The following is a 24637-nucleotide window of genomic DNA, read 5'->3' as shown; positions in this document are numbered from 1 at the left end:
CATAAAAAAATAAGATTCCCCTGGCCAGGAGAATCTTATTATACACACAAATAAATAATTAGTAAATTATAGCATAAATAGTTTTTTTTGTCAAATGCTTTGCTTTGCCTTGAAATTGGTAGATTCGCATCAGCGGATGGCTTCAGAAGATAAGGTGTATGTCTTTGGCATCTTTCGTAAAAAAGATAATACTCACTTGGGTTCAATAGATTTTTCTACGATTAAGAGAGATGATTTTCAATGGGCAAGATTTGGTTATACGATTCATAATCAGTTTTGGAAACAAGGTTATGGAAAAGAATCTGTAAAAGCTGCAATAATTCTTGCTTTTGAGACGCTAAATTATCATCGGTTAGAGGCACACATCAATCTCGATAATACTCCTTCTATAAAATTAGCGGAAAGTGTTGGAATGCAATTTGAATGTATACGAAAGGGCTTTATTTATGAATTTGACGAGTGGACAGATAATCTAATTTATTATATTAATTCCCATTAGTTATTATTAAGCAAAACGAGGGTGCTGATCTATTTGTGGTTGAATCTATTTTTTTAGTTATCTTATTAAAGGTCAAGTATCTTTTTATAAGGGTGAAAAGATTTTGCAAAGATAATCGAAAAAAATTGGAAATAAAAAGTCATTTATGGGATAATTGACCTTTATGAAACATGGCAAATTACTATGAAGGTTGAGAAATTTGGAGGTGTGTAAAATCGATAAATTCATGAAATGGTTTATAGCTTCATTTTTATTAGGAATTGTTGGGCTAATAGCAGTATTTTTTGTGGAAGATATTTCAAGGTGGTCTGGTGAAATGAATCGAAGCATATTGTTAGTTTGTACGATAGCTATATTCATTTTAGTTCTATCTTCGTTATTTAGTATTGTTAAAGCAAATTCAAATAGAATCAAAAGGGAAATAGTTGCCTCCGCATTTGTTGCCATCATTCCTTTATCGGCATTAGTAATAAATGGGTTAATTTTTACTGTTTATTTTGTAGGCAAATAATGTGGCTAATTGAAAGAAATAGACTTATAGAATTGGCTAGCGTTGATCTTAAAATGGATTGACGCTATTTTTGTAGAAGCGAATGAAATAAAGAGTAAGTTCGGTGTTTTTCTATTATTAAAAAACTGGATTGAGGTACACCTTATTGAACAAACGGAGCAGTTTAGCTTAATAAGTATTACACCGAAGATCTGGGAGGCTTTGAGTAATGAGAGTTGGTTATAGTATTTTAAGAGAGCTGGAGTTAGGGAATCAACCGCGATCAACTGATTACGGATTATCTCAAAGGGAATTTGAGAATTTTATCTTTTTCCTCGAACAAAAAGGATATTTAGAAAGAGTCTTATGGACAAATGATAAGTTTTCACTCAAACCTTCTCGTTTAACTGAGAAGGGGTTCATGCTTTTAGAAGAAAACCGACATTACAACGAAACGTATCCAGAGAGAAGTCGGTTAAAAGAATGGATACAAGTAGAAAAAGACCAATACTCAAATGGAGCTGATCATAATTAGCCTAATTGTCCTGGTGAAATAAAGGTCAAATCAGTCTAAGAAGGAAATGCCTTCAATGTTGGCAATATAAGGGGGATGAATAATGAATAAGTACCAAAGACCAAGAAAAATACTATTAGATTTAGCGGTTACTTTAGATGGCTTTATTGAAGGACCAAAAGGGGAGGTAGACTGGTGTATTATGGATCCTGATATGGAGTTCAATAATTTCTTAAATCAAATAGATACTATTTTATATGGAAGAAAAAGTTATGATTTATGGGGGGAATATAAACCAGATACTAAACAATCTGATACAGAAAAAGAAATTTGGGGATTGGTCCACAGTAAAGAGAAATATGTGTTTTCAAAATCACAAAAGAAATCCGAAAATAACGTTATATTTATAAATGAAAATATTGAGGAAGAAATAATTAAATTAAAGAGTAAGCCTGGTAAAGACATTTGGCTCTATGGTGGGGCAAGTCTAATTACAACCTTTATAAACTTAGGGCTTGTAGATGAATTTAGATTATCTGTTCACCCTATTATATTGGGAGAAGGAAAACCCCTTTTTATTGACATTAAGCAAAGGGTAAATCTAAAACTCGTTGAAACAAAAAGGTTTCCTTCTGGTGTAGTACAACTATGCTATCAGCTTAATGAGAAGTGAAAAAATTCTGATAGTGAAATGATGTACTTAACGCTAACGAGTAACGTTGATTCTGGAGAGGATTACAACCTTTTTTGTTGAAATCCTTATTGAACAAACGGTCAGTAATTTTTAACAAGGGGGATTAGAGTGATTTTATCGGGGTTATTAGTTGTATGCCTTATTATAATCATTATATTTACTTTGGTATTTAAGAAATTCCTAGAAAGAAAGTCATTGATAGAAATGCTTGTTTTTTCTATATTACTTGTTTTGTCTGGTGGGGTATTTTTGTTCGAACCACATCTTGATAATGAATTTTTGGTAATTCCTTATGCAATAATATTGATTGGTTTTTTAACTGGTGTATTTAGCTTTTTCTTTAAGAAAAATTAGACGATTGTTTAAGTAAAGGGTGCTGTAACAACACAATTTCTATCGCTTGTTGTGCTAATGAATCAGCATTCCTGAATATAAGTTTTAGTATTGGAGCTATTTGATGGCAGCTGTTTTTATCTATGTTGATTATTTTATTGATTAATCAGGAACATTACAGCACTATATGTTCGTGTTTAAATAGATATAATCTAGATGAGGAGTGGATGAATTGATGGTATCTATAATACACATTTTGACAACACACAACGGTGGGGTTGACTTATAGAATAGATCATGAGTGGTCCTTTCGTTGTAATTATTAAATAAGGAGGAACTATTCTGACGTCATTTCAATTAAATGAAAGAACGGAAGCCTTTTTATCGGCTTATAATTTATTTAAAGATGATATAATTCAACAAGTTCAGTTACAGCATCGCTTGGATTTAGTGAAAGCATTTGGTATAAAAAAAGGAATGCGAGTATTAGAAATTGGCTGTGGTCAAGGAGATACAACCCTAGCAATTGCAGACGCAGTAGGGGAAAACGGGGAGGTTGTCGCTATTGATATTGCTAGTCCTGAATACGGTGCTCCCTTAACATTAGGACAAGCAACAGAGCGAATTAAGAAGTCAATACTAGGGGATCGCGTAAACTTCCATTTTGAAACCGATCTTAACAAATTTGAATCGGCTGAACCATTTGATATGGCTGTATTATCACACTGTTCATGGTATTTTAAGCACCCTGACGAATTACTTTCTTATTTTAAAAAGTTACGTACAATGGTCAATCAATTATGCTTTGCAGAATGGGATCTTGACTTCACCTCCATTAAACAGCGTGCCCATTTTTGTGCAGTTTCCATTCTTGCTTTGTATTCTAATTATGTGAATAATGATGGAAATATCCAGAATTTGTTTTACAAAACTCACATTCAACAGCTCCTTGAAGAAGCTGGTTTTAAAATAGCAAAAGCATCTATAGTTGATGCAACGTATTTACAGGACGGACAGTGGGAAAAAAGTTATGCTAATAGCATTCGTACAAACTTTGTGAATGTTCCTCCTATGATTCAAACATTGTTTAACAGTTATTATGAACTTATGAATGCTTCGAATGGAGAAGAATATTCATTGAACAGTTATATTCTAGTGGCCAAGTGATAAATGCAACTAAAGAGGCTAACCGGTGTGTTGATCCAGAGAGGATTAACCACCTTTTTTTGTCAGATTCCAATTTGAACAAGCTCTAAATGGTAATGTTCTAGGAGGTCAAATAGGCTTTCTTGTCGAAAATTATACAAATGAAATTCATTAAATTGGAGGAAAAAGCGATGGCAGAAGTTTTGTTGTTACACCATGTTTTAGGCCGAACGAAGGGGGTTGAAGCGATAGCCGATCAACTGAGAGAAGCGGGACATATTGTGCATGTGCCAGATTTATTTGATGGCCGCATGTTTTCCTCGCTGGAGGAAGGCTTGGTATATGTGAAGGAAATCGGATTTGAAGAAGTGACGGCGCGCGGAGTTCGGGCAGCCAGCGGGCTTTCGTGCGATGTCGTCTATGCTGGTTTTTCACTCGGTGTCGCGGCAGCACAGCAGCTTGCTCAAACTCGTGAAGGTGCAAGAGGCGCATTGTTTTTTCATGCCTGCCTCCCGACTTCGGCGTTCGAATCACAGTGGCCGGTCGACTTGCCAGTGCAAATTCACGCCATGAGTGCAGATCCTTTTTTCGTAGAAGACGGTGACATCAACGCAGCCCGTGAGCTTGTGGCGTCTGCCAATCATGCTGAACTTTTTCTGTACGAAGGCAAGGACCATCTCTTCACCGACAGCAGTTTACCTTCTTTCGATGCTGGCGCGACGAAACTTGTAATCAAGCGAGTTCTCGAATTTCTCACATAGTATTAAACGATAGTTTCATTCAGTGGGTGATGCTAGCTTTGGTTGATGCAATCAAATTGTACAAGGAGTAATTACCACTTATTTCGGGGTATCACAGCTGAATGTTTAAACCATACGACCTTTAACTTATTTTTCACTTATTATTTTTAACGTATATATCAATGGCAGTCTATTTATTTAGAATTGATGGAAAAAAACTAAAAGGTGAGATGAGAAACAGTTCTATATCTGTTTCTCTTTTTTTAGCCTTTTAAAAGAAATGCCCATAATTCTTTAAAGTTTTGAAAAAAATACCTATAGGAAAGGAGGGATGACAATGTGTAGAAATAAGTGGATGATTGGGTTAATTGTGTACTAACTATGATTTTGGTTGTAACAACGTCTAATAACGTCTTCGCAAAACCAGAGGTAGAAACACAGCCTTCTGAACCTGAAAAGGCGATTGTGGTTGAGTTGAACGATGATTATTTTAACCCGAAGGAAATCAACATTCCCAGTGGAAAATCAACTACCTTAAAGTTGATGAACAAAGGGAAGAAAGAGCACACCTTCACAGTTGAGGCTCTTGGAATTGACGCTGAAGTCCTGCCGGGTAAAGAGCGAACCATTACTGTTAAACCAGACAAACCCGGTACCTATGAACTTATTTGCAGATATCATGAAAAACAAGGTATGGTCGGAAAAGTAGTGGTTCAATGATAAGCAGGGCTATGATGGCCTTGCTTTTTTATCACTTAGATTTTTTGGAATATTATGTTAAAATTAAATTGAACGGTTTTATATAAATTAAAAGAAAGGGTTGTGGCTGTATGTGGAAATACCTTTGGAAAAATGCCCCGATGTTTATTGTTTTCTTGTTCACATCAATTATTGGTTCTGCCTTTTATTCGTTCCCCATTTTGTTAAGTACCGATCCCTCAACAAGTCTTCTCTGGGATTTTTCTATTTTTATAATAAAGACAATTCAATATTCGTTAGTTGCCACCACCATTAAAAGTTTGACGTATTATGGAGTGAAGCGACTTTTTCAAAGCATCATTTTTATACCTAGCTAAAGCTTGATAACAAATAATAAAGAATCGGAGTAGATACCTTTCATATGTATACTTAAGGGAGGGATTTATATTAAAAAAGTTGTACTTTCTTTGTTCCTAATTCCCTTTTTAATGGTAGGGTGTGGCCAAGCTGGAGGATTAAAAGATTATGATAATCGCGAACTAGCAAAAGAGTTAAAGGAGGAAGGCGTACATCCTAAATTACCAACGAAGTTCCCAGTCAAAATCGCCAAATATGAACGAATCATCCCCCCACATGACTCAAGAATTTATGAAACTATTTTTACCGGTGAAAATGATGAAGTGTTTTCGCTTATTATTAATCCTGGTCAGGCAGAATATCATGGTGATTTTGAAAGAGAAAATGTGACGGTTTGTGGAAATAGTGGTTTCTATATGAATAGTGAATTACCAGGTCCATCTTTACACTGGTTTGATGGTGATTATTCCTATATTTTAGAGTATCAAACGCTTTTCTCAGATACAGAAGTAACGAAAGAAATAATGATGAAAATAGCAGAATTCTTTCAATGATTATGGGTTTCATCGAGTGCCTAACAGGGATACTATAACGGGAGTGATTCAAATGGATCCTCAAGAATTTCAAAAGCATGTTCAGGAAGATGGAAATAAGGATCGTATTTATAACGATTTAAATCAAGAAGAATAGAGTAATCAAGGAAGCTCTTCTAGAAAGCAAGGCATTATGGCTCTCACCGTGATAGGATTTTTTGTCATTGGTTTAATGTACTTGTTATTTTTCTAACCCAATCATTCAAACTTCCTTTTTCGTAACTAAAAGTTTGTATATATTGTGTCGAATGGTATAGGGAACTGTTTATGTAGAAGTATGATGATATAATGGACTCGTATTTTAGAAAATAAAAGGGTGAACCATAGATGAAGTTAAAAATTGTTTTTGGAATATTATTTGTCTCTCTTATAATGAGTGGTTGTGGACAAGCAGACACGAATGATGAGCTTTCTGTAAAAGAAAATGACGTTGAAAACATCCGACAGTTGGTGAGTGATTACAGCTTGGGCACTATTCAGGATGAGTCTGCATCCATCACATCTCAGCAGCTTATTGTGAAGAAAAGTGACGGAGATGAGTATGTATATGACTTGTCTGATGAAGACTTTTTTGTTTCGATTGCTCCATACGTTGATCAAACCCATCCTTGTACCAATCACAGCTTAACAGGTTGCCAAGGTGAATTGGTGAAGGAAACGTTTGATGTATATATTGAAGATATGGAAGGGAATGTCATAGTAGACGAAGCGTTAGAAACACAGTCTAATGGTTTCTTTGATTTATGGCTTCCACGTAATCAAACCTACCGTATCAAAATTGAGCAGGATGGTAAACTAGCTGAATCTGAAATTTCTACGTTTGAGTCGGATGGAACTTGTATTACAACAATGCAATTGATGTAAAAGCACCTAAACTGGTGCTTTTTTTATCATAGTCTCCCTTCACTAGTTTAATATGTTATGATAGGAATGTATGTTCGGTAAATTGGAGGGGGTATAAGGGTGAAAACGAAAGAGGATATCATTGAGCTCATTGAGACGGACATAGGAATGATGGATATTTTAAGGGCTGCGAAAACGCTGAACTTACCAGACTGGTGGATTTGCGCGGGCTTTGTCCGTTCGAAAATATGGGATCACTTACACGGGTATACAGAAAGAACGAGCACTCCCGATGTTGACGTGATTTATTTTGATCAGAATAGTATGGAAGAATCTGTAGAAAAAGGATTGGAAGAAAAGCTAAGAGAAATACTACCCAAAGTCCCTTGGTCTGTTAAAAATGAAGCAAGGATGCATGTGGTAAATAACATCCTACCTTATACATCATCGGTAGACGCGATTTCCAAATTTCCAGAAACAGCTACAGCCCTTGGTGTGAAACTAGATGAGCAGGATCGCGTCAATTTAACAGCACCCTGTGGAATTGAAGATGTTTTACAATTAAAACTAAAGCCCACTCCGTATTTTTCCAAAACAGAAGAGCTTGCTGCCATTTATGAGGAACGAGTTGTGAAGAAAAACTGGAAGTCTAAGTGGCATAAGATTGAAGTGTTCCATACATATTAGCTAGTTTTTTTGCGTTAATCTCCTCAAGAGGTTAACGTTTTTTTGTTGTGTGCTACAATTTTAAAACCAAACTTATTTAGCATCGTCTAACTAATAAAAGAGCCAAAACAAGTAGCAGGAGAAAGGAAGTCACATGCGGAATCAGGATGAACTCAATAAAGATGAATTATTGGAATGGTTGATGAAAGAATATGGTCAAAGCATTACTCGAATTGCTTTTACCTATACGAGAGAGAGGCAGTTAGCAGAAGACATCGCTCAAGAGGTTTTTATCAAATGCTATCAAAAGTTAGATGAATTTAGGCATGAATCTACATATAAAACCTGGCTGTATCGAATTACGGTCAATCATTGTAAGGATAAAGTCAGAAGTTGGTCGTTTCGGAATATCATCTTTTCGGATATTTTACCGACGAAAGCGAATGTAACGGAAACACCAGAGTCTAAGTTTATTAACTTTGAAAATAATAGAGTGTTATCGGAACACATCATGTCTTTACCTATCAAATATAGGGAAGTCATTATTTTATATTATTATGAAGAATTCTCTTATAACGAAATTTCCGATTTGTTACAAATTAAGCTTCCAGCTATAAAATCTAGGCTACATCGCGCACGTCTTTTATTAAAGTCAAAGTTAGAAGGGAGTATGACAAATGGAAAACATGTTCAATGATCTTAAAGAAAAAATGAACGAAACCGTTTTAAGAGATATAGATTTTAGTGAGAAGAGTAAGGAGAAAGTGAGAAGAGCGGTTAAAGAATCAAAATCAAAGCGGAAGTTGACCTTTAGACCAAAGCTTCACTATGTTGTAAGTGTGGCCTTGAGTGGATGTTTATTATTTGGCATTGGGTACTATACGTTTAATCAATTAGGGGGGACAAATGACCCTCAGTACTCTTCAAGTCTGGTAGAAGCACCATTTAACAGAGAAAAAACAGACAAGGAGGATGTCACTAACGCAAAGAAAAGCATTTATATACCACCTCCAAGGGAAGAATTTTTTGGTGAAATGACGAAGGAAGATGTAGTGAATAAAATGTTAAACACGCCACACCAATTTGAGACGGTGGATGGGCAATTCGAAGTACGAAATGAGTATCAAGATGGGACCGGATCCGTTCTTAATGTAGATTATGAACTAAGTACTATTAACGAAATAGGAGGGGTTGTATCTTTTATCAATCATTCTCTTGAGGGTGAGCATGTTCAAGATGAGTTAACCGTGTTTAACGAAGAGCAGGTGTGGTATATGGATTATTTTCGAAAGGAATATCGACAACACGAAATCAACCCTCAACCACTTCGAAATACAGTTACAAGTGAAGAGGCATTAGCCATTGACCCTAGGAAGATTTATGACGATCTTCAAGAGTTATACGACTGGGAGCCACTACCTGTAGGCGTTGCTGCGATGTCTATTTATCCATTTGAAATGGCGGTGGATTATTTAGGACAGTACGAACAATGGGAAATTGAAAAGCAGAATGAAGAGGTTCTTTCTCATAATACGGTTGTGATACACGGAAAAGTGAGTGATCATGCAAAACGATTTAAAAATATAGATACCTTCCGAACGTGGATAGATAAAGATACTGGATTTTTAGTAAGGCACGAGGAGTATGATGAGAGCGGGAATGTTACAAGTTATATAAACACGACTAAATTGGAAGTGAATGTTCCTTTGGATTCAATCAGCTTCACACCAGATTTAGAAGGGCTTACGAAAATGGATATTCCAGGTGGCATTGTGTATGCAGACCCTCGGGAAGAGGAAATCGAGGTTGTCGACCATGCTGACTATTATAAGGAAGATGTCAAGCAGGTACTAGAAAAGTTGAAAAAGGATGTAAGCTTTCTTCTGGAGATTGAGCATCCGGATGTTGAAATCTATTCGGCAAGCTATGAAAGATATGAATCTTATAATCAGGGTTATTTAACGTACAGCTATAAAAAAGCGAAAGACGTCGATGGATCTGGTTCAAAATTACTGTATGTTCGGTCCTACCATCGAGATGCAGTCGTCAGATCTTGGGGAGAATTCGACACCAACAAGGGCGAACAAATCGATGAATTCACAGCTGGTGATATCAATTGGACTGTGTATGAGCTAGATATGCCAAACAGCAACCATTTTGTTGGCACCTCAGGTGAATACAAGTACGAAATCGTGACGCAAGACATCCCGTTCGAAGAGGCAAAAGCTATATTAGAATAGGGACGGAGGTTCCTGTCCCCTCTGTCCCACGCATAAAATAGGGATGATTTTACAAATAATAGGGGAAAAATCGTAGGACGGAGATGATTCTCTTGGCCAACTCAACTCCTCATGAAGAAGGTTTAGACCACACGCTGGCTTTTTGCGAGAAGGCTATATGTACATAATGAACAGACGCCGGAGTTTTAACTCGGATGTCTTTGAGACTAGATTGATGGGGAAGAAAGCGATTTGTATGGGTGGTAAAGAAGCAGCCGAGATTTTCTATGACCCTGACAAATTCAAAAGGAAAGGTGCTGCCCCTAATCGGCTCGTTCAGACGTTGTTTGGAAAAGATGGGGTTCAAATGTTAGATGGTGCCCATCATAAACAACGTAAGGAGTTGTTTATGTCGCTTATGTCCCCAGATGCCTTACAAAGATTGACCGATATTGCTCGAAGTGAGTGGGAGGTCGCAGTGGAAAAATGGGAACAAGCGGATCAGATCATCCTTTATGAAGAAGTGCAAAAACTTTTATGCAGAACAGCCTGTCAGTGGGCAGGGGTCCAAGTACCCGAGGATAAAATCGATAAGCTTACTAATGATTTAGAAGCCATGTTTGAATCGCCTGCTGCCATTGGACCTGGTCATTGGAAGGGCAGGCATTCTCGGAATCGCGTTGAGAAATGGCTAGGTGAAATGGTGAGCAAGGTGAGAAACGGGGAGATGCATCCTCCTGAAAACACAGCATTACACCTATTTTCCTTGCATCGTAATCCGGATGGAGACCTATTGGACATTGATGTCGCGGCAGTCGAAGTCATTAACATTTTGAGACCCATTGTAGCGATTGCTATTTTTATCAATTTTACAGCATTGGCCATTCATCACTATCCTGAGGAACGACGGAAACTAGGGGAAGGTGATGAAAAATATGCCCAGATGTTTGTCCAAGAGGTCCGTCGCTTCTATCCGTTTTTTCCACTAGTAGCTGCATTGGTCAAAAAAGATTTCACTTGGAACGATTTTAAATTTAAAGAAGGCACACTAACGGTATTAGATCTCTACGGGACCAATCACGACCCGAGAATTTGGGATAACCCGGATGTTTTCAATCCCGAGCGTTTTACGGAATGGGAGGGAAGTCCTTTTAGCTTCATCCCACATGGGGGCGGTGACTACTATTTGGGACATCGCTGTGCGGGCGAGTGGGTCACCATCGAAATCATGAAAGTCAGTCTTGATTATCTTGTGAACCGGATGGAATACGAACTCCCTGAGCAAGACCTTAGCTACAGTATGGTGAGTATACCGAGTATTCCGAACAGTAAAATCATTATTGAAAATGTACGGAGAAAGTCATAGAAGAATAACATTTTGCGAAGCTAAACTAATTAGGAATTGGTACGAGGGAAGGAGTACAACATTTGGTACTCTTTCCTTTTTATTTAAAGTAATTTCTATCCCTTTTACCCAAATAAAAAAAGACCAATACGGTGTGATGAATTGGCCTTTTCTTACTTACTCTCCTTTTACTAATTCCTTACGATTTAAGATTTGTGGGGGCTTTTCTAACCATTGATTTTCAATCATTAATTCTGTTAAATCCTCAGCGTATTGGCCTAGTTCTGCCAATAGTCTTGTGTAGTGAACGCCCAAGTCTTTTCTCAAACTCGCCCCGATTGCGGTTCCGTAATTACTGATTCCAATACTAATCATAGAAGCTACACTGGTTAACATTAGGGCATCCGAAAAGGTTGGTGATGTACTGCTTGTTAGTGAACTATCCCAGTCGGAAGGGGCATGCACACTTTCTTGTCTTAAAATGGAAGAGAATATCTCTGCATGCTTTTTAGCGATTTGGTGCCCTCGGTACATAATTTGTTTTACTTTTGGATCTTCAGCTACTTGACTGTATCCTAGGAGCGTTGTGCTAACTGTATAGTTGGCTTCAATATTTGTTCCAATATGGGCAATTTCAACACCTAGTAAAGGACGTCCTTTATCTAAAAATCCGTTTGAGAAGAGACCTGCTTTTTGAACAAATTCAACTTCTGTGGGGTATGCCATGTCTGGACTTCGCACTAAAATCCCTTTAGATGTAGCTTTATCAATGACTAAATTGTATAGGTGACTCGATTGCTTCAGCCACTCATCCGCCAGTTGACGGACATCCTTCCGATAAGAAGTCGATCTACCAAATGCATAGTTGGTTAGACCAGAGCGGGACATATGTTCCAAAAAACGGTACATATAATTTTCAGGGAATAGCTTTGGGGCATTTTCGTGCAAATCTTTGTCAGAGAATCCTTTTGGGACCGGGATTTTTTCTTTGTTAAATAGTTCCGTAATTTGGTTTAAATGTTGAGTGGAGCACTGATCTGCGTACGACAGAATTGGGTCTAAGTCAGGGTCAGTCTTTGTTAAATAAAAATGTTTAATTATACACTTTGCCATAGAATCTTGGATATAGGTTGTCCAAAGTAAGGCCAGCTCAGTAGAAACTAATTTCGGATTATGAGTTGTCACTCCATTACACCTCCATACTTTTTTATAATTTCCAAAATTGCTTTAGGTATGTTTACTTCCTTTAGAGAAAACAGAATACAAATTTCTTCTATTTGTTGGCCAATTTCCTTCATTAGTCACGATTATTATTTTTTTTATAAGGTGATGGTTGTCCATTCGAATCGTTCTTAAATGAATAACTTATAGGAAAAGCATCTTTGATTATTGAAGGAGGATTGTTCAGAATGAAAAAACATCCAACAGATCGGTTAATCAATCAAACTTTTTCCAACCGGGTGGAAAGGGCGGAATTCGATAGTAACTGGAAAACTAGAATCTCCTCAACTGGCTATGTAATCTATGTGGCACAAAGAGATAATGCTGAAGTAGAATTATTGCTTTCGGATGGTTCAAGAAGACTAGTCATCTTCCCTGAGAACGGTAAGGTTATTGTAGGTGGTGGAGGAACAACTCACTTCAGTAAGCCACATCTGACTATAAATCTTTAGCGGGACAGTGAAACCTGTCCCCGTGTCCCGCCCTGCAAGGAAACATCTAATCTACTGCTCCAGATCGCTTGATTTCAATGTTAATATTGGGCTTTATCTCTAGTGCTAAATATTTTTCTCTTAAATCTTCTTGAGTTAAATGGGAATATTTCCTCATGCTTTTTAATTTTCTTCCAATGCCTATTGGGTCCGAATTTAACTTTCTTAACTTCTCAAGGATTTCTACAAATTCTTCGTTCATTTCTTCCCCAATGAGTTGCTCCAGTTTCTTAATTGTTTCTTTATTTTTTATAGTGGTAGATGGTTGAATTTCCATAATTGAAACTAAAATAGTACCATTTAAAATAACATTTTCTCCATCAACCACGTCTATTTTACCGTTATATTTAACTGGATGGAGAGTCAGCTTATATTTCTCATTTTTAGGATCCTCGGATTGTGTCATTCCCATTTTATATAATTCTTCACCCGGAACTTCTATAGTTATATCCCCTAAAAAGGCCTGATTATTGGTGAATAATTTAATATACAAGGTGTTAATCAGAGATAGAGTCCCAACCATTTTATCCTCTTTAAATAAACTAACTCCATCTATAGAAGGAGCTACACCTTTCACATTCTTAATAATAGGTAAGGTTGGATCAATGCCAATTTCATAGTAAGTGGAAATAAAATCATGTAAATTGGAATTTATTAACATCTCCTTCTTTTCTTGCTTGTCCAACAATTGGTAAATATAGGAGCCCATTTCAGGATATTCTTCATAGTTCGCATTACTAATCGTATCCTCCGCATTATCTGTAATGGCCAAAAAAATGAGAGGGCTTATGCTGCTATCTCTTTGCATAGTATCGAGAAAAGAAGAAATTCCCACAGTTTCTGCCATTTCTTTATTAAATAAAATGGTCCTTAGTTGTCCTGATGTAATGTCGTGGCTGGTTTGCTGTTCTAGCTTTTGTCTAATTTGTTTGCTAGTAGTTCCAACAGCAGAAATGGTTGCACTTGTTTTTTCTTCTTTCCGGTCAAATTGTAACAAACTAATCGTGCCTTTATAAGTATTCTCGTCGAGTAAATCAAAACCTATAATGGTTGAGATTCCCTGTGTTTCAATTATTTTTTCTGGGGGCATACATGAGGTACAGAAAAGGAAACAAAGCAGAATTATGAGTTTTTTCATTTTTTCAACTCCGTTTCGAACGGTAAAAGATTTTAGTTTTAATGATGATTATGCCATACAAGAATATGGGATAGACAAACCATAGGCAAAATCCAGTTTGACCAAGCAAATCTATAAAATTGTTATTATCAACTCTTTTCGTGATAATAAAGCTAAATATAAAGATGAAGATGGAGATTACCCATATGCCGTATTTTTGTTGTAGACGAAAAACATGCTTCACTCCTTTTGAAGAAATAAACAATGTGATACATAGATTCGGAAATATTACTAGTATCCATAATGGAACAGCAATAAATTCAAAACGTTCAATAAATGGAAAATGAACAGTGCCAATCATACTGACCACTGGCCATATATTTTTTTCTAATTCCCTCGCGCTAAAAAATAATATAGAAACAACAGTTATGATTAAAACAAGAATTGTGCTAAACCACACAGCTAATTGACTGAAGAAATGTAGTTTATTTTTCTCCTTAATAAAAGGAAAAATAAAAAGTAATGTTTCAAAACCTAGCATTGTGTAACTGCTTCTAAACACTCCACTCATTATTTCTGTTGGAGCGGATGACATAACAGGTAAAATCCTTGTAAGATTTAAGGATTGAAGTGGTTGATACACTACCGCTAACATCCAAATAGTCAATATAAAAGATAAGAAACAAACGCCGGTAACTACTCTGAATCCACCGGATACTGCATAAACAGTTATTAATAGTAGTACCAAAACCCCGACCCATTCATAAACACCTTCATATCCCCAAGTTAGTGACACCTCAACATAACTAATGATAATAGAATAATTTACGGCAATAAAATAAATGACAATAAAGGTATTGATGATACGACCGATAAAGCGGCCAAAAAAATGTTCATGTATCTCATAAAGATTACAACTTTCACATTTTTTTAAGATAGAAATCATAATCCAAGTAACAAAACTAATGAATAGACCAGCTAGTAATATTGATATCCATGCATCATTCTTGGACTCAAGATAAATAATTCTAGGAACACCAAGTATCCCCATACCAATTTGCGAAGTGTGTAAGATAAAGAACGCCATATAGGCGTTTATAAAACGAATATTTGACTTCATTTTCCACCTCAAAATTCATCTAAATCCTTTGTTCTGCTAAATTTCTGCTTTAGGCGAATGGAATCTTTCGGTCGATTGACAACAGGACGTCTCCTATAAAAATGGTGAGGTAGACGTATAAAAAAATATTTTAAATCCTTCATGCGAAACGGGTATAGCGGTGCAAGATAAGGTCTGCCAAAGGAAGTCAATTTTAACAAGTGGACCATTAGTACACATACACCAACAATAATCCCATTTAATCCATATACACCGGCCAGAATAATGAATGGAAATCTAGCGATTCTTACTGCCGTACCCATTTCATAAATTGGAGCTGAAAATGCCCCTAAAGCACTAAATGCAACAATAATGATCAGAATATTGCTTGTTAAGCCTGCTTCAACGGTTGCTTGACCAATAACAATCCCTCCAACAATCCCCATGGTTTGTCCTACTTTTGAAGGAAGTCGTGCCCCGGCTTCTCTAAGTAACTCAATTAATAATTCTAGTAGAAGTGCTTCTAATAAGGGTGGAAAGGGAACTTGAGAACGTGATTGACCAATGACTAATAACAATTTAGATGGAATCAGTTCAAAGTGAAACGTCATGGTAGCCACATAAAATGCAGTTAAGAACAGTGACCCTACCATAGCAAAAAAACGCGTGTAACGAATAAACGTACTTAATGACCATCTTAAATAGATGTCTTCTGTAGATTCGAAAAATGAGAAAAAATTAGCAGGACCGATAATAGCTACCGGACTACCATCCATAAATACTCCAATTCGTCCGTTTAATATCGAGTAGATAAAGCGATCAGGCAACTCTGTTAAAATTAATTGTGGAAATAAGGAGTAATGATTATCTTCTAGACATTGAGCCAAAACAGAACTGTCACTTATATTATCTGTCTTCAGTTTTTCAAATTTTTCCTTTAGTATTTTTAGACTTTCATCATCTGTTATATCTTTTATATATACGATTCTTACTTGCTTCTTAACCCGTTCCCCAATTGTTAATTCATCAGTACACAAATGATGATCATTCAGATTTTGTCTAATAATTTTTACGTTAGAGGTTAAGGATTCTGTAAAAGAAATTTTAGGTCCATATACCAATGATTCCGTTTCTGCTTTTTCTAAAGATCTTTCAATCGGATTGGTGCAATTTACCATAAATGCTTTCTGCTCATCAAAAAAATAAATATAAACAAATCCATTTAAGAGGGAAGAGATAATCTCTTGTTCCTCCAGATTTGCCTTTATTTCTTCCATAGGTATGTTTTTCAATAAATAAGTGAATTGTATGTACTCTTTAGGGAGTTGTTGAATGTATTTTATGACAAATTCATTTAGAACCTCTTGCTTAATTAAATTCTTCAAGAAAATAATATGTATACAATCTCCCTCAACTTCTAGTTTTCGACACATTAAATCTGGTGATTCGTTGAGTTTGAACTTAATTTTTTCATAATCTAGAATGTTACTTTTATTCTGATGGACCGTCATTTGGAACAAATCCTTCAATCATTTTCTTTTAGTGTTTGCAGCAAAAAACAATTTATTCATGGGACAAGGGGACAGGAATCTTGTCCCATATCTCGTAATTCAACCTTAACCTCTATAAGATTTCCATTACTAATTTTCAAGGTAATTTATTTTCTCCAGCAGGATAGTTTCAAATCTATTTATCCTTTAAACCATTCAAATTGAATTATTTATATCAATAGAAGTATATCGATTAAAACGTAAAGTAAAAGACCACTCAGTGGGACAGAAAACCTGTCCCCGTGTCCCGCCTAGTAACTTTTTTCGACACCGCTTCGTCTATACTAGGAGGAGGGCACATGATGAAAAAATTTATATTTTTACTGTCTTCTGTATTGATTTTTGGGATGGTCAGTTCTTTTATATTTACATATGAGGTAAAAGAAGAGGTTAAAGCTTCTTCAGGAACTGATAAAAAGCCGGTGCAAGTTAAAGAACTAGATGTTGTCGGTAGTTTTACTGAATTTAAGAAAATGATGAAGTCCATTGAGGATGATAGAGGCCACAGGATGTACATGGAAACTACGGAGGAGCTAGCTTCTGCTGATGAGGGTTCCGCGAAGGGAATGGATTATTCAACCACTAATGTTCAAGTCAATGGAGTAGATGAAGCAGACCGAATTAAAACAGATGGCCAGTTCATATACCAAATCAAACAGAATAAGCTCGTGATTTCGGATGTACATCCTGCTGAAGAGATGGAAGTGGTGCTCGAGACGACCTATGAAGATGATTTTTACCCTACTGAATTGTATGTGGATGAAGAGCAGTTGGTTGTCATTGGGAGTAGCCCGTTTCACGATCTTCCGAAAGCTAAAAGGGCAATAAGTTATGACAGCTTTTACGGTCACTCTTCTCTTAAAGTGCTAGTTTATGACTTAAAGGAACGTCATAATTTGGAGCTGGTTAGAGAAGTTGAAGTAGAAGGGCACTATATTTCCTCTAGAAAAATCGGGAACAGCTTGTATTTAGTTTCAAATAAATATATTGATTTATATCGTTTGTTTAATGAGGAAGAAACGGTAGAGGAAGAAACTTTAATGCCTGCTTTCCGAGACAGTGTGCTTGGGGAAGACACGGAACACATTGATTGGAATGAGATTCAATATTTTCCTGAGATAGATGAGCCTAACTACCTTATTATTGCTGGCATTGATTTAGGTGACCTCAGTAAACCAGCATCCGTTTCCACTTATTTAGGAGCTAGTCAGAGCATTTATGCTTCAACAGACCACTTATATGTGACGAAAACAGGTTACGACAACGACAGAGGTGAATCAGAAAAAATAGAAACTCCTGATTTTTCTACATCTATTTATAAATTCAAATTAGAAAATGGAAGCACTACACTACTGGCTGAAGGTGAAGTAGAAGGGCAAATCCTCAATCAATTTTCAATGGATGAGCACGATGGCCACTTCCGTATTGCTACAACGACAGGCCAAATGTGGAGAGAAGATAATGTATCGAAAAACCATCTATTTATTTTAGATGAAAATCTTCAAAAGACTGGGGAAATAAGAGATATAGCACCAAACGAAAGGATTTTTTCTGTTCGATTCATGGGAGATAGAGGATACATGGTTACGTTTAAACAAGTAGATCCTTTATTCGTCTTTGATTTAAAAGATCCAAGTAATCCTGTGATTCTTGGAAAACTAAAAATTCCTGGTTACAGTGACTATTTACACCCATATGATGAAAACCATATTATTGGGTTTGGGAAAGACGCAGTAGGTGCCACTAAAGGGGACTTTGCCTATTATCAAGGCATGAAAATGGCCCTATTTGATATTACGGATGTGAACAATCCGAAAGAAAAATTTGTAGAGATTATTGGAGATAGAGGAACAGACTCAGAAATGCTGTACAATCATAAAGCTTTACTCTTCTCCAAAGAGAAAGATATCATTTCTTTCCCTGTGAACCTTTTTGAATTACCGGAAGGAACGGAAAACAGAGAAGGAGACGCATATGGGGAGTTTTCCTTCCAAGGTGCGTATGTATATGGGTTGGACCTGGAAGAAGGTTTTACACTTAAAAAGAAAATCACACATATAACAAATGAAGACAAAGTTAAAATGGGTCACTATCCAGATTACGAAAAAGCTGTGCAGCGGATTATGTATATAGGGGATACGCTCTATACACTGTCGAATCAAAAAATCGAAGCTCATGATATAAATAGCTTTACTAAAAAAGGTGAACTTGTACTTCCATAGTGGGACAGCAAACCTGTCCCTGCTGTCCCCCGTTCAATTTGAGCGGGGGCTTTTTATTAAGTAAGAAATATGAAAAACAGGAAAACTTTTTTGTTATTCTTTTCCCTTTTTAACAAGGTAATTAAGGTCTAATATTATCAACGGAGTGTACTTTGGTTATCTTTTAAGAGGGAGCGTTTAAGATTGAAAAAACTAGTTTTATTGTTCATTTTGTGCACGGGGATATTTACTGGGTGTAGTGGTGAAGAGAAAGTGGAGACTGTGGAACAAACGAAGAAGTTAGATCTTGAATTAGAGTTAATTGATACATTACTTGTTGAAAGTGCTTCTCCGAATATAACGATTATTGGGGATGCTAAAGTTTCGTCTATCATTGTTGAGGCAAGTATTGTGATGTCCAAAAAAGACCAGGACAATTATGTATTATCATTGGAAAAAGAGGATGCTAAAGCAGTACTAAAGGCAGCATTTAAAAGTTCAAATGATGAAGTTAATCAGTCAATGGATGTTAGAGTGATGGTGCCACCGGAACTAAATTTGCACGTAAATGATCAATCTGGGAAGTTAGAGATTATAAACATAATAGAGCAAGTAAGCATTAATGATGAGTCTGGAGACATCATCTTGGAGAATATAAACGGAAGACTGGAGATTAGAGATGGGTCAGGATCTGTTATTATTAAAAATTCTCAAGACATAGCTGTCATTGAAGACTTAACAGGAGATATTGATATTATTGAATCTGCAGGAAATACAAGGATCACGGATGGTTCTGGTGATTTGAATATAATTGATTTCGAAGGAGATCTTGATATTTTAGATGGGAACGGTGATCTAACCGTAACTAATGTAATAGGTAGTGTAACGGTTGATGACGGAAGTGGAGATATCAGCATTAGCAATATTGCCAGAGATGTAAAAATTGTAAATGCAGGTTCTGGAGAATTAACAACAGCTGCTATTAAAGGGGAGTTTATACAGGAATAAGGGTGAAATTTGGTAGATGTAACCAGCTACTTATAAGTGCGATAAAAAACAAACTTCATGGTTCTTCTTGACATTTCGTGTGGTTTTGGTATCTTTTAGTTATACAAACGGAAACGGACACAGTAACTGACGACGTGTGTGGAGTTAACCACAGGGGAGCTGTGTTTTTATATAGTCGGGTCGTCTGGGCAGAGATAGGAATCAAGGGATTCCTGTCTCTTTTTTATTACATTTTTTCGGAGGCGAAATTGTGAAGAAGCTTATTTTAGATGGAAATGTAGTAGCTCAAGAGATGAAGGAAGACTTGAAGGGTAGAGTGGAATCATTAAAAAGGAATGGTGTGACACCATGTCTCGCTACCATTTTAGTGGGAAATGACCCTTCCTCGGAAACCTATGTGAAAATGAAAGGAAATGCCTGTAAGCGAATTGGAATGAAGTCGATTCGTGTGCATCTGCCAGAAGAGACGACGACAGAAGAATTGCTCGTAAAGATTGAAAAATTAAATAACGACCCATTTGTTCATGGAATTTTGCTTCAGCATCCGGTTCCATCACATATCGATGAGCGTAAAGCTTTTGAAACCATCGCCATTGAAAAAGATGTAGATGGTGTAACGAGTGCAGGGTATGGGCAAACAGCGTTAGGATTTGGTGAGTATCCATCATGTACGCCTGCTGCCATCATGAAAATCATTGAATTTTATGGGATTGAGGTAGAAGGAAAGCATGCAGTCGTCGTAGGAAGAAGCCCAATCTTAGGTAAACCGGTATCGGCGCTCCTACTTAACGAAAATGCGACCGTCACCACTTGTCATTCCAAAACGACTAACTTAGCTGAAATCCTAAAACAAGCCGATATTGTAGTAGCGGCCGTAGGGAAACCAAACTTCATCCAAGGAGATTGGATTAAAGAAGGGGCAGTCGTACTAGATGCGGGCTACAACAAAGGAAACATCGGTGATATCGACTATAATGCCTGCTACGAAAAAGCATCAGCCATCACCCCAGTACCAGGAGGAGTTGGCCCAGTAACCATAGCAACGCTCCTCAAACAAACCGTAGAATCCGCCGAGCGGGACATGAGGGACAGGAACCGTGTCCCACAATTCCGCCAAGCCTAAGTGGGACAGAGGGACAGGAACCTTGTCCCACTCCCATCCACCAACCAAAAAAAAGGTAAACACAAACCGTGTTTACCTTTTTTAAAGCAATATGGAGACGAATTTTCTGTTCGAATACGTTAAGACTGAGCCAAGGTTGGGATTCTAAATATATTTTTAACTCGTGCGTTCAAACGCTCCATGAAGAAGGTCATTCGAATCATTAGAGTAAAAAGGGCTGATAAGAAATATCTTATTATATTCAACATAAATCCCCCCACATTGTATGGTCGTGTTAGTAATCCTAACACTATGGTTAGGTTTCATCTCAGGGTTCGATATTATTCATGTCCTTTTTTAATTATCTTGGATCGGTCTTCCATTTGTGGTGGTTCTTCAAACCAGCCATTTTTTATCTTAATATTTATCCCTTCCTGACCGTAAAAGTACACGTCTTTTGCAATAAGTGTATTTTTAACGGATATATCATTTCGCATACTAAAAAAGGTTCCAAAACCGTTGGCAACAAGACCAAATCCGTTTAATAAATAGATGCAATGCATCATGAGTTTATCCGTAAAGGGAGCTACTGTTGAAGTTGTCACTGTACCTCCAGACGTAGCAGAAAATTGAACACCACTTTCTAAAAGGATTTCTTCTGCTACCTTTATTTGTTTTTTAGCAAGCTCCATACCCTTTAAAAAATATTGTTTAACCTCTTTGTTTTGGGCACATTGCGCGAAACCGGTGATGAGTTGTAGTCCAATATTATTGACTTCGACGGTATGATGGAGAATTCCGATTTCAATATCGTTTAAGGCTCGCTTATCACCAAATGGATTAAATCCCGACATGTAGCTTTTACTTTCAATAAATTCGTTTTTCTTCGGCATCGTTACTTTTGGAGGGAGAGTAAGAATCCCTCTTTCAAGCAGATAAAGAGTGGCAAGCTTATAAATTTTTTGTGTGACCAATGTAAGCCCCTCATATATTTGCATGACCTTAGCGTTATAGGACATGTTCATGTTAATCGTATACATCCCCATGCTCACTTCTTTCAACAAGCGGAGAAACATAATATCAAAGCCATTATCAAACAGCTTAGGGGCCTCTATATTCACATCTTCTTTCAAGAATCCAATGGGCTTAGACATCCCCTGATCCTGAAACAGCTTTTCCATTTCTAAAACATAAAAATTGAGCTCCTGCCATAACCCGCCCAAAATATTACGGCCTTGTTCGTCCTCAGACTTCTCTATGAAATATTCTAAAATTCTCATGATCATCGTCTTTTCTTGATATGTAAGCCACAAAGTTCCAACTTCCGACGAACTAATGGGATTCGTTAAAATCAAAATCCAAACCTCCTTTTCAATCCATATTCCTACTACTATTTAACAAATAATGTGCCCAATACCATTCTGAACAATACCCTTAGGGACAAGGGGACAGGAACCTTGTCCCACTATGTGGGAGAAACTTTCAGAGTAGAATAGAAAAATGAACCGAGCAGGTATACAAATTAGGGTGAAAATAATAAGTATCAAATGCACGCTCTACCTGGAATCCTTTATCTAACATCCAATAAGCTGGACATATTTCTATGCTATAAGGGAATATTTATACTATTTCTATTTTCAAAACACATAATAAAGAGTGAAATATTGGTTCATGATAAATAATGAGAAAAGTGATGGGGAATAACCATGAAGAGTTGCTTTCTTTCATGATGTGAATGTGAGTGGAGGAAGTAGGATGATCTTATACGAAGAAAGGTCAAGACCACTACAATTTCATGATACAATAATAATGAGAAGGTGGGACAGGGTTCCTGTCCCTCTGTCCCATAAGGAGTTGTTTGTATGACACCGTTTAGACCGATTATTGTTAGTACGGATAAGACGAGTCCGCATAGTAAACTTACTTCCGCTGAAATGGGAAAGCTTTGGGCTACTTATATGGGAAACAGTATGGCTGAATGCATTTTGAATTACTATCTTCAGCATGTTGAAGATGAGGATATAAAGACATTACTTGAAAATGCATTGGATCTCAGCGTTGAGTTTGTAAAAAGGATTGAGGAGATTTTTCAAAAGGAGAACTTTGCGATTCCTCAAGGCTTTGGTGATGAGGATGTGAATTTGGGTGCTCCCCGTTTGTTTGAGGATGAATTTTACGTTCACTATTTGAAATATACAGCAAAAGCGGGATTAAGCATTTATAACGTAGCCATTCCTTTAGTGACACGATCAGATGTAAGGGAATTTTATGAATATTGTATGAAGCAAACCATGAAATTGATGGAGCAAATTGTGGATATATTGATGGCTAAAGGGTATATCATTAAGCCACCCATTATTCCGACTCCGGACAAGGTAGAGTTTGTTGAAGAGAGTTTTATGAATGGGATATTTAATCAAAGGCCCCTTCATGCTCTGGAAATTGCTCATTTTTACGATAATATTGAGAACAATGTGACGAGTAAGGCCCTTATAATGGCATTTAGTCAGGTGGCTAAGGATGACAAGATTCGGGATCTATTTATCAAGGGAAGAGACCTTACAGAAATCAATATTAAACGATATGTCCAAAAATTAAATGAAGAAAATTTACCTGCTCCTTCCTACCTTGATCACTTAGTAAAACCATCAACTTTTTCACCGTTTTCTGATAAGCTAATGCTCCACCATAAAATGGATATGTTCGCTATGAAAGTCAGGGCATTTGGAAATTCAGTAGCGGTCAGCGGTAGAAATGACATCGGATTTCAATATATAAAATCGTTACTAAAAATACAGGGCTTCGTGAACGACGCAGCAAAAATATACATAGAAAAAGGCTGGATGGAGCAACCCCCATACGCCATCGACCGAGACAGGTTGGTATCTGATTAGGGACAGGGGTAGGGACAGGGGGACAGGTTTGTTGTCCCACATTTCCCGCGGGGTAAATATAAAACCAAGTAAAAGGTATTGCTAGGAGCAATGCCTTTTTACATTTTGAGAGTTCTGTTTGGGATATTATGTTAAAATTAAATTTAGATTTCACTACTTTTTAAATATATGAAATTGGGAGACTATCATTTAATTTTGGGCTGCACCGTAATAGGAAAGGCGAACTGGGTGTTCGATTTACCAGGGGAGAAGTGTGGATACCGAAAATGCTAGTTGGTTAAACAATACGGAAACATGTAAGGAAGGTAATAACCATGATACATATTTATAAGGCAAACTCTACCCATGTTGATGGGATATCAAAAGTCTGTACGGACGCAAATTGGGCAACATATAGCGGCATTTATACAAAAGAATACTTAGAAAAAATCATCCAAGAATACTACAATCCCGAAAGAATACAATCAGAGGTTTCCAGTTCATCGAAAGGCTGGGGCGGATACTTTGTTGCTATAGAAGATGATGAAGTGGTCGGTGCTGGCGGTGGCGGTTTGATTAGTGATACAGCGGGGGAGATATATGTTCTGTATTTAAGCCCTGACCGCCGAAATGAAGGGATTGGTAGCCTCTTACTTGATACCATTACAACGCAGCAGAAAGAATTCGGTGCAACGGAACAGTGGATCTCCGTACAAAAAGGAAACCAAAAAGGCATTCCTTTTTATGAAGCCAAGGGTTTCGAGTTCCAATATGAAGAAGAGGAAGATGGTTATACTTCCTGTAGATATAAAAGAGAAATTTAGGGACATGGGGGAC

General features: G+C 37.0%; 21 protein-coding genes, 3 pseudogenes and 1 riboswitch. Of the genes and pseudogenes, 19 read left to right on the top strand and 5 right to left on the bottom strand.

The window, feature by feature from the left end:
* Positions 1-115: 115 nt before the first annotated feature.
* The 13 genes and pseudogenes from ABDZ91_RS19045 to cypC all read left to right on the top strand — a co-directional run.
* A pseudogene (locus tag ABDZ91_RS19045) lies at positions 116-499 on the top strand (GNAT family N-acetyltransferase); the annotation flags it as partial.
* A gap of 553 nt (positions 500-1052) precedes the next feature.
* On the top strand, positions 1053-1235 hold the full coding sequence (locus ABDZ91_RS19040; RefSeq protein ID WP_343802623.1) for a hypothetical protein: 183 nt from the start codon (positions 1053-1055) through the stop codon (positions 1233-1235).
* Positions 1219-1524 (top strand): hypothetical protein, encoded by a 306-nt coding sequence (locus tag ABDZ91_RS19035; protein ID WP_343802620.1) that lies wholly within the window; start codon positions 1219-1221, stop codon positions 1522-1524. Before ABDZ91_RS19040 ends, ABDZ91_RS19035 begins: the two co-directional genes overlap by 17 nt.
* 82 nt (positions 1525-1606) lie before the next feature.
* Positions 1607-2176 (top strand): dihydrofolate reductase family protein, encoded by a 570-nt coding sequence (locus tag ABDZ91_RS19030; RefSeq protein ID WP_343802617.1) that lies wholly within the window; start codon positions 1607-1609, stop codon positions 2174-2176.
* A gap of 693 nt (positions 2177-2869) precedes the next feature.
* Positions 2870-3697, top strand: coding sequence for an SAM-dependent methyltransferase (locus ABDZ91_RS19025; RefSeq protein WP_343802852.1), 828 nt, complete (start codon positions 2870-2872; stop codon positions 3695-3697).
* A 122-nt stretch (positions 3698-3819) separates the two neighbouring features.
* Positions 3820-4437: a dienelactone hydrolase family protein gene (locus ABDZ91_RS19020; RefSeq protein ID WP_343802614.1), complete on the top strand. Its 618-nt coding sequence runs from the start codon at positions 3820-3822 to the stop codon at positions 4435-4437.
* 316 nt (positions 4438-4753) lie between these two features.
* Positions 4754-5136: pseudogene (locus ABDZ91_RS19015) on the top strand (cupredoxin domain-containing protein).
* A gap of 446 nt (positions 5137-5582) precedes the next feature.
* The gene (locus ABDZ91_RS19010) at positions 5583-6026 is read left to right on the top strand and encodes a hypothetical protein (protein WP_343802612.1); all 444 of its coding nucleotides are present in this window, start codon (positions 5583-5585) and stop codon (positions 6024-6026) included.
* 366 nt (positions 6027-6392) lie between these two features.
* Positions 6393-6929, top strand: a complete 537-nt coding sequence (locus ABDZ91_RS19005; RefSeq protein ID WP_343802609.1) for a CueP family metal-binding protein — start codon at positions 6393-6395, stop codon at positions 6927-6929.
* 93 nt (positions 6930-7022) lie between these two features.
* On the top strand, positions 7023-7595 hold the full coding sequence (locus tag ABDZ91_RS19000; RefSeq protein ID WP_343802849.1) for a nucleotidyltransferase family protein: 573 nt from the start codon (positions 7023-7025) through the stop codon (positions 7593-7595).
* Between the two features lie 133 nt (positions 7596-7728).
* Positions 7729-8271, top strand: a complete 543-nt coding sequence (locus ABDZ91_RS18995; RefSeq protein WP_343802606.1) for a sigma-70 family RNA polymerase sigma factor — start codon at positions 7729-7731, stop codon at positions 8269-8271.
* Positions 8252-9814 (top strand): hypothetical protein, encoded by a 1563-nt coding sequence (locus ABDZ91_RS18990; RefSeq protein WP_343802603.1) that lies wholly within the window; start codon positions 8252-8254, stop codon positions 9812-9814. Before ABDZ91_RS18995 ends, ABDZ91_RS18990 begins: the two co-directional genes overlap by 20 nt.
* Before the next feature lie 83 nt (positions 9815-9897).
* Positions 9898-11159 (top strand): annotated as a pseudogene (cypC, locus tag ABDZ91_RS18985) (CYP152 family fatty-acid peroxygenase CypC).
* Positions 11160-11315: 156 nt separating this feature from the next.
* Here cypC and ABDZ91_RS18980 read toward each other — a convergent pair.
* The gene (locus ABDZ91_RS18980; protein ID WP_343802600.1) at positions 11316-12323 is read right to left on the bottom strand and encodes a DUF3231 family protein; all 1008 of its coding nucleotides are present in this window, start codon (positions 12321-12323) and stop codon (positions 11316-11318) included.
* Between the two features lie 224 nt (positions 12324-12547).
* Between ABDZ91_RS18980 and ABDZ91_RS18975 the strand changes: the two genes are divergently transcribed.
* Positions 12548-12811, top strand: a complete 264-nt coding sequence (locus ABDZ91_RS18975) for a hypothetical protein (RefSeq protein ID WP_343802597.1) — start codon at positions 12548-12550, stop codon at positions 12809-12811.
* 46 nt (positions 12812-12857) lie between these two features.
* On the opposite strand, the gene ABDZ91_RS18970 is transcribed toward ABDZ91_RS18975, so the two are convergent.
* The 3 genes from ABDZ91_RS18970 to ABDZ91_RS18960 are packed head-to-tail and all read right to left on the bottom strand — an operon-like array spanning position 12858 to position 16577.
* On the bottom strand, positions 12858-13988 hold the full coding sequence (locus tag ABDZ91_RS18970) for a Ger(x)C family spore germination protein (protein WP_343802594.1): 1131 nt from the start codon (positions 13986-13988) through the stop codon (positions 12858-12860).
* 4 nt (positions 13989-13992) lie between these two features.
* A complete protein-coding gene (locus ABDZ91_RS18965; protein ID WP_343802591.1) occupies positions 13993-15087 on the bottom strand; it encodes a GerAB/ArcD/ProY family transporter in 1095 nt (364 codons plus the stop codon).
* A gap of 8 nt (positions 15088-15095) precedes the next feature.
* Positions 15096-16577, bottom strand: a complete 1482-nt coding sequence (locus tag ABDZ91_RS18960; RefSeq protein WP_343802588.1) for a spore germination protein — start codon at positions 16575-16577, stop codon at positions 15096-15098.
* Positions 16578-16915: 338 nt separating this feature from the next.
* On the opposite strand from ABDZ91_RS18960, the gene ABDZ91_RS18955 reads away from it, so the two are divergent.
* From ABDZ91_RS18955 to ABDZ91_RS18945, 3 genes are all read left to right on the top strand, one after another.
* A complete protein-coding gene (locus ABDZ91_RS18955; protein WP_343802585.1) occupies positions 16916-18838 on the top strand; it encodes a beta-propeller domain-containing protein in 1923 nt (640 codons plus the stop codon).
* Positions 18839-19090: 252 nt separating this feature from the next.
* Positions 19091-19825, top strand: coding sequence for a DUF4097 family beta strand repeat-containing protein (locus ABDZ91_RS18950; RefSeq protein WP_343802582.1), 735 nt, complete (start codon positions 19091-19093; stop codon positions 19823-19825).
* Between the two features lie 112 nt (positions 19826-19937).
* Positions 19938-20022, top strand: a riboswitch (ZMP/ZTP riboswitch).
* Between the two features lie 50 nt (positions 20023-20072).
* On the top strand, positions 20073-20948 hold the full coding sequence (locus ABDZ91_RS18945) for a bifunctional 5,10-methylenetetrahydrofolate dehydrogenase/5,10-methenyltetrahydrofolate cyclohydrolase (RefSeq protein ID WP_343802846.1): 876 nt from the start codon (positions 20073-20075) through the stop codon (positions 20946-20948).
* Between the two features lie 320 nt (positions 20949-21268).
* Here ABDZ91_RS18945 and ABDZ91_RS18940 read toward each other — a convergent pair whose 3' ends face one another.
* A complete protein-coding gene (locus tag ABDZ91_RS18940) occupies positions 21269-22282 on the bottom strand; it encodes a DUF3231 family protein (RefSeq protein ID WP_343802579.1) in 1014 nt (337 codons plus the stop codon).
* A gap of 507 nt (positions 22283-22789) precedes the next feature.
* Between ABDZ91_RS18940 and ABDZ91_RS18935 the strand changes: the two genes are divergently transcribed.
* Both ABDZ91_RS18935 and ABDZ91_RS18930 read left to right on the top strand, forming a co-directional pair.
* Positions 22790-23821 (top strand): DUF3231 family protein, encoded by a 1032-nt coding sequence (locus ABDZ91_RS18935; protein ID WP_343802576.1) that lies wholly within the window; start codon positions 22790-22792, stop codon positions 23819-23821.
* 314 nt (positions 23822-24135) lie between these two features.
* Positions 24136-24624: a GNAT family N-acetyltransferase gene (locus ABDZ91_RS18930; RefSeq protein WP_343802573.1), complete on the top strand. Its 489-nt coding sequence runs from the start codon at positions 24136-24138 to the stop codon at positions 24622-24624.
* Positions 24625-24637: the final 13 nt, after the last annotated feature.

Source organism: Bacillus carboniphilus, from assembly GCF_039522365.1.
In the GTDB taxonomy this organism is placed as follows: domain Bacteria; phylum Bacillota; class Bacilli; order Bacillales; family JC228; genus Bacillus_BF; species Bacillus_BF carboniphilus.
This window is presented reverse-complemented; position numbering and strand designations above follow the sequence as displayed.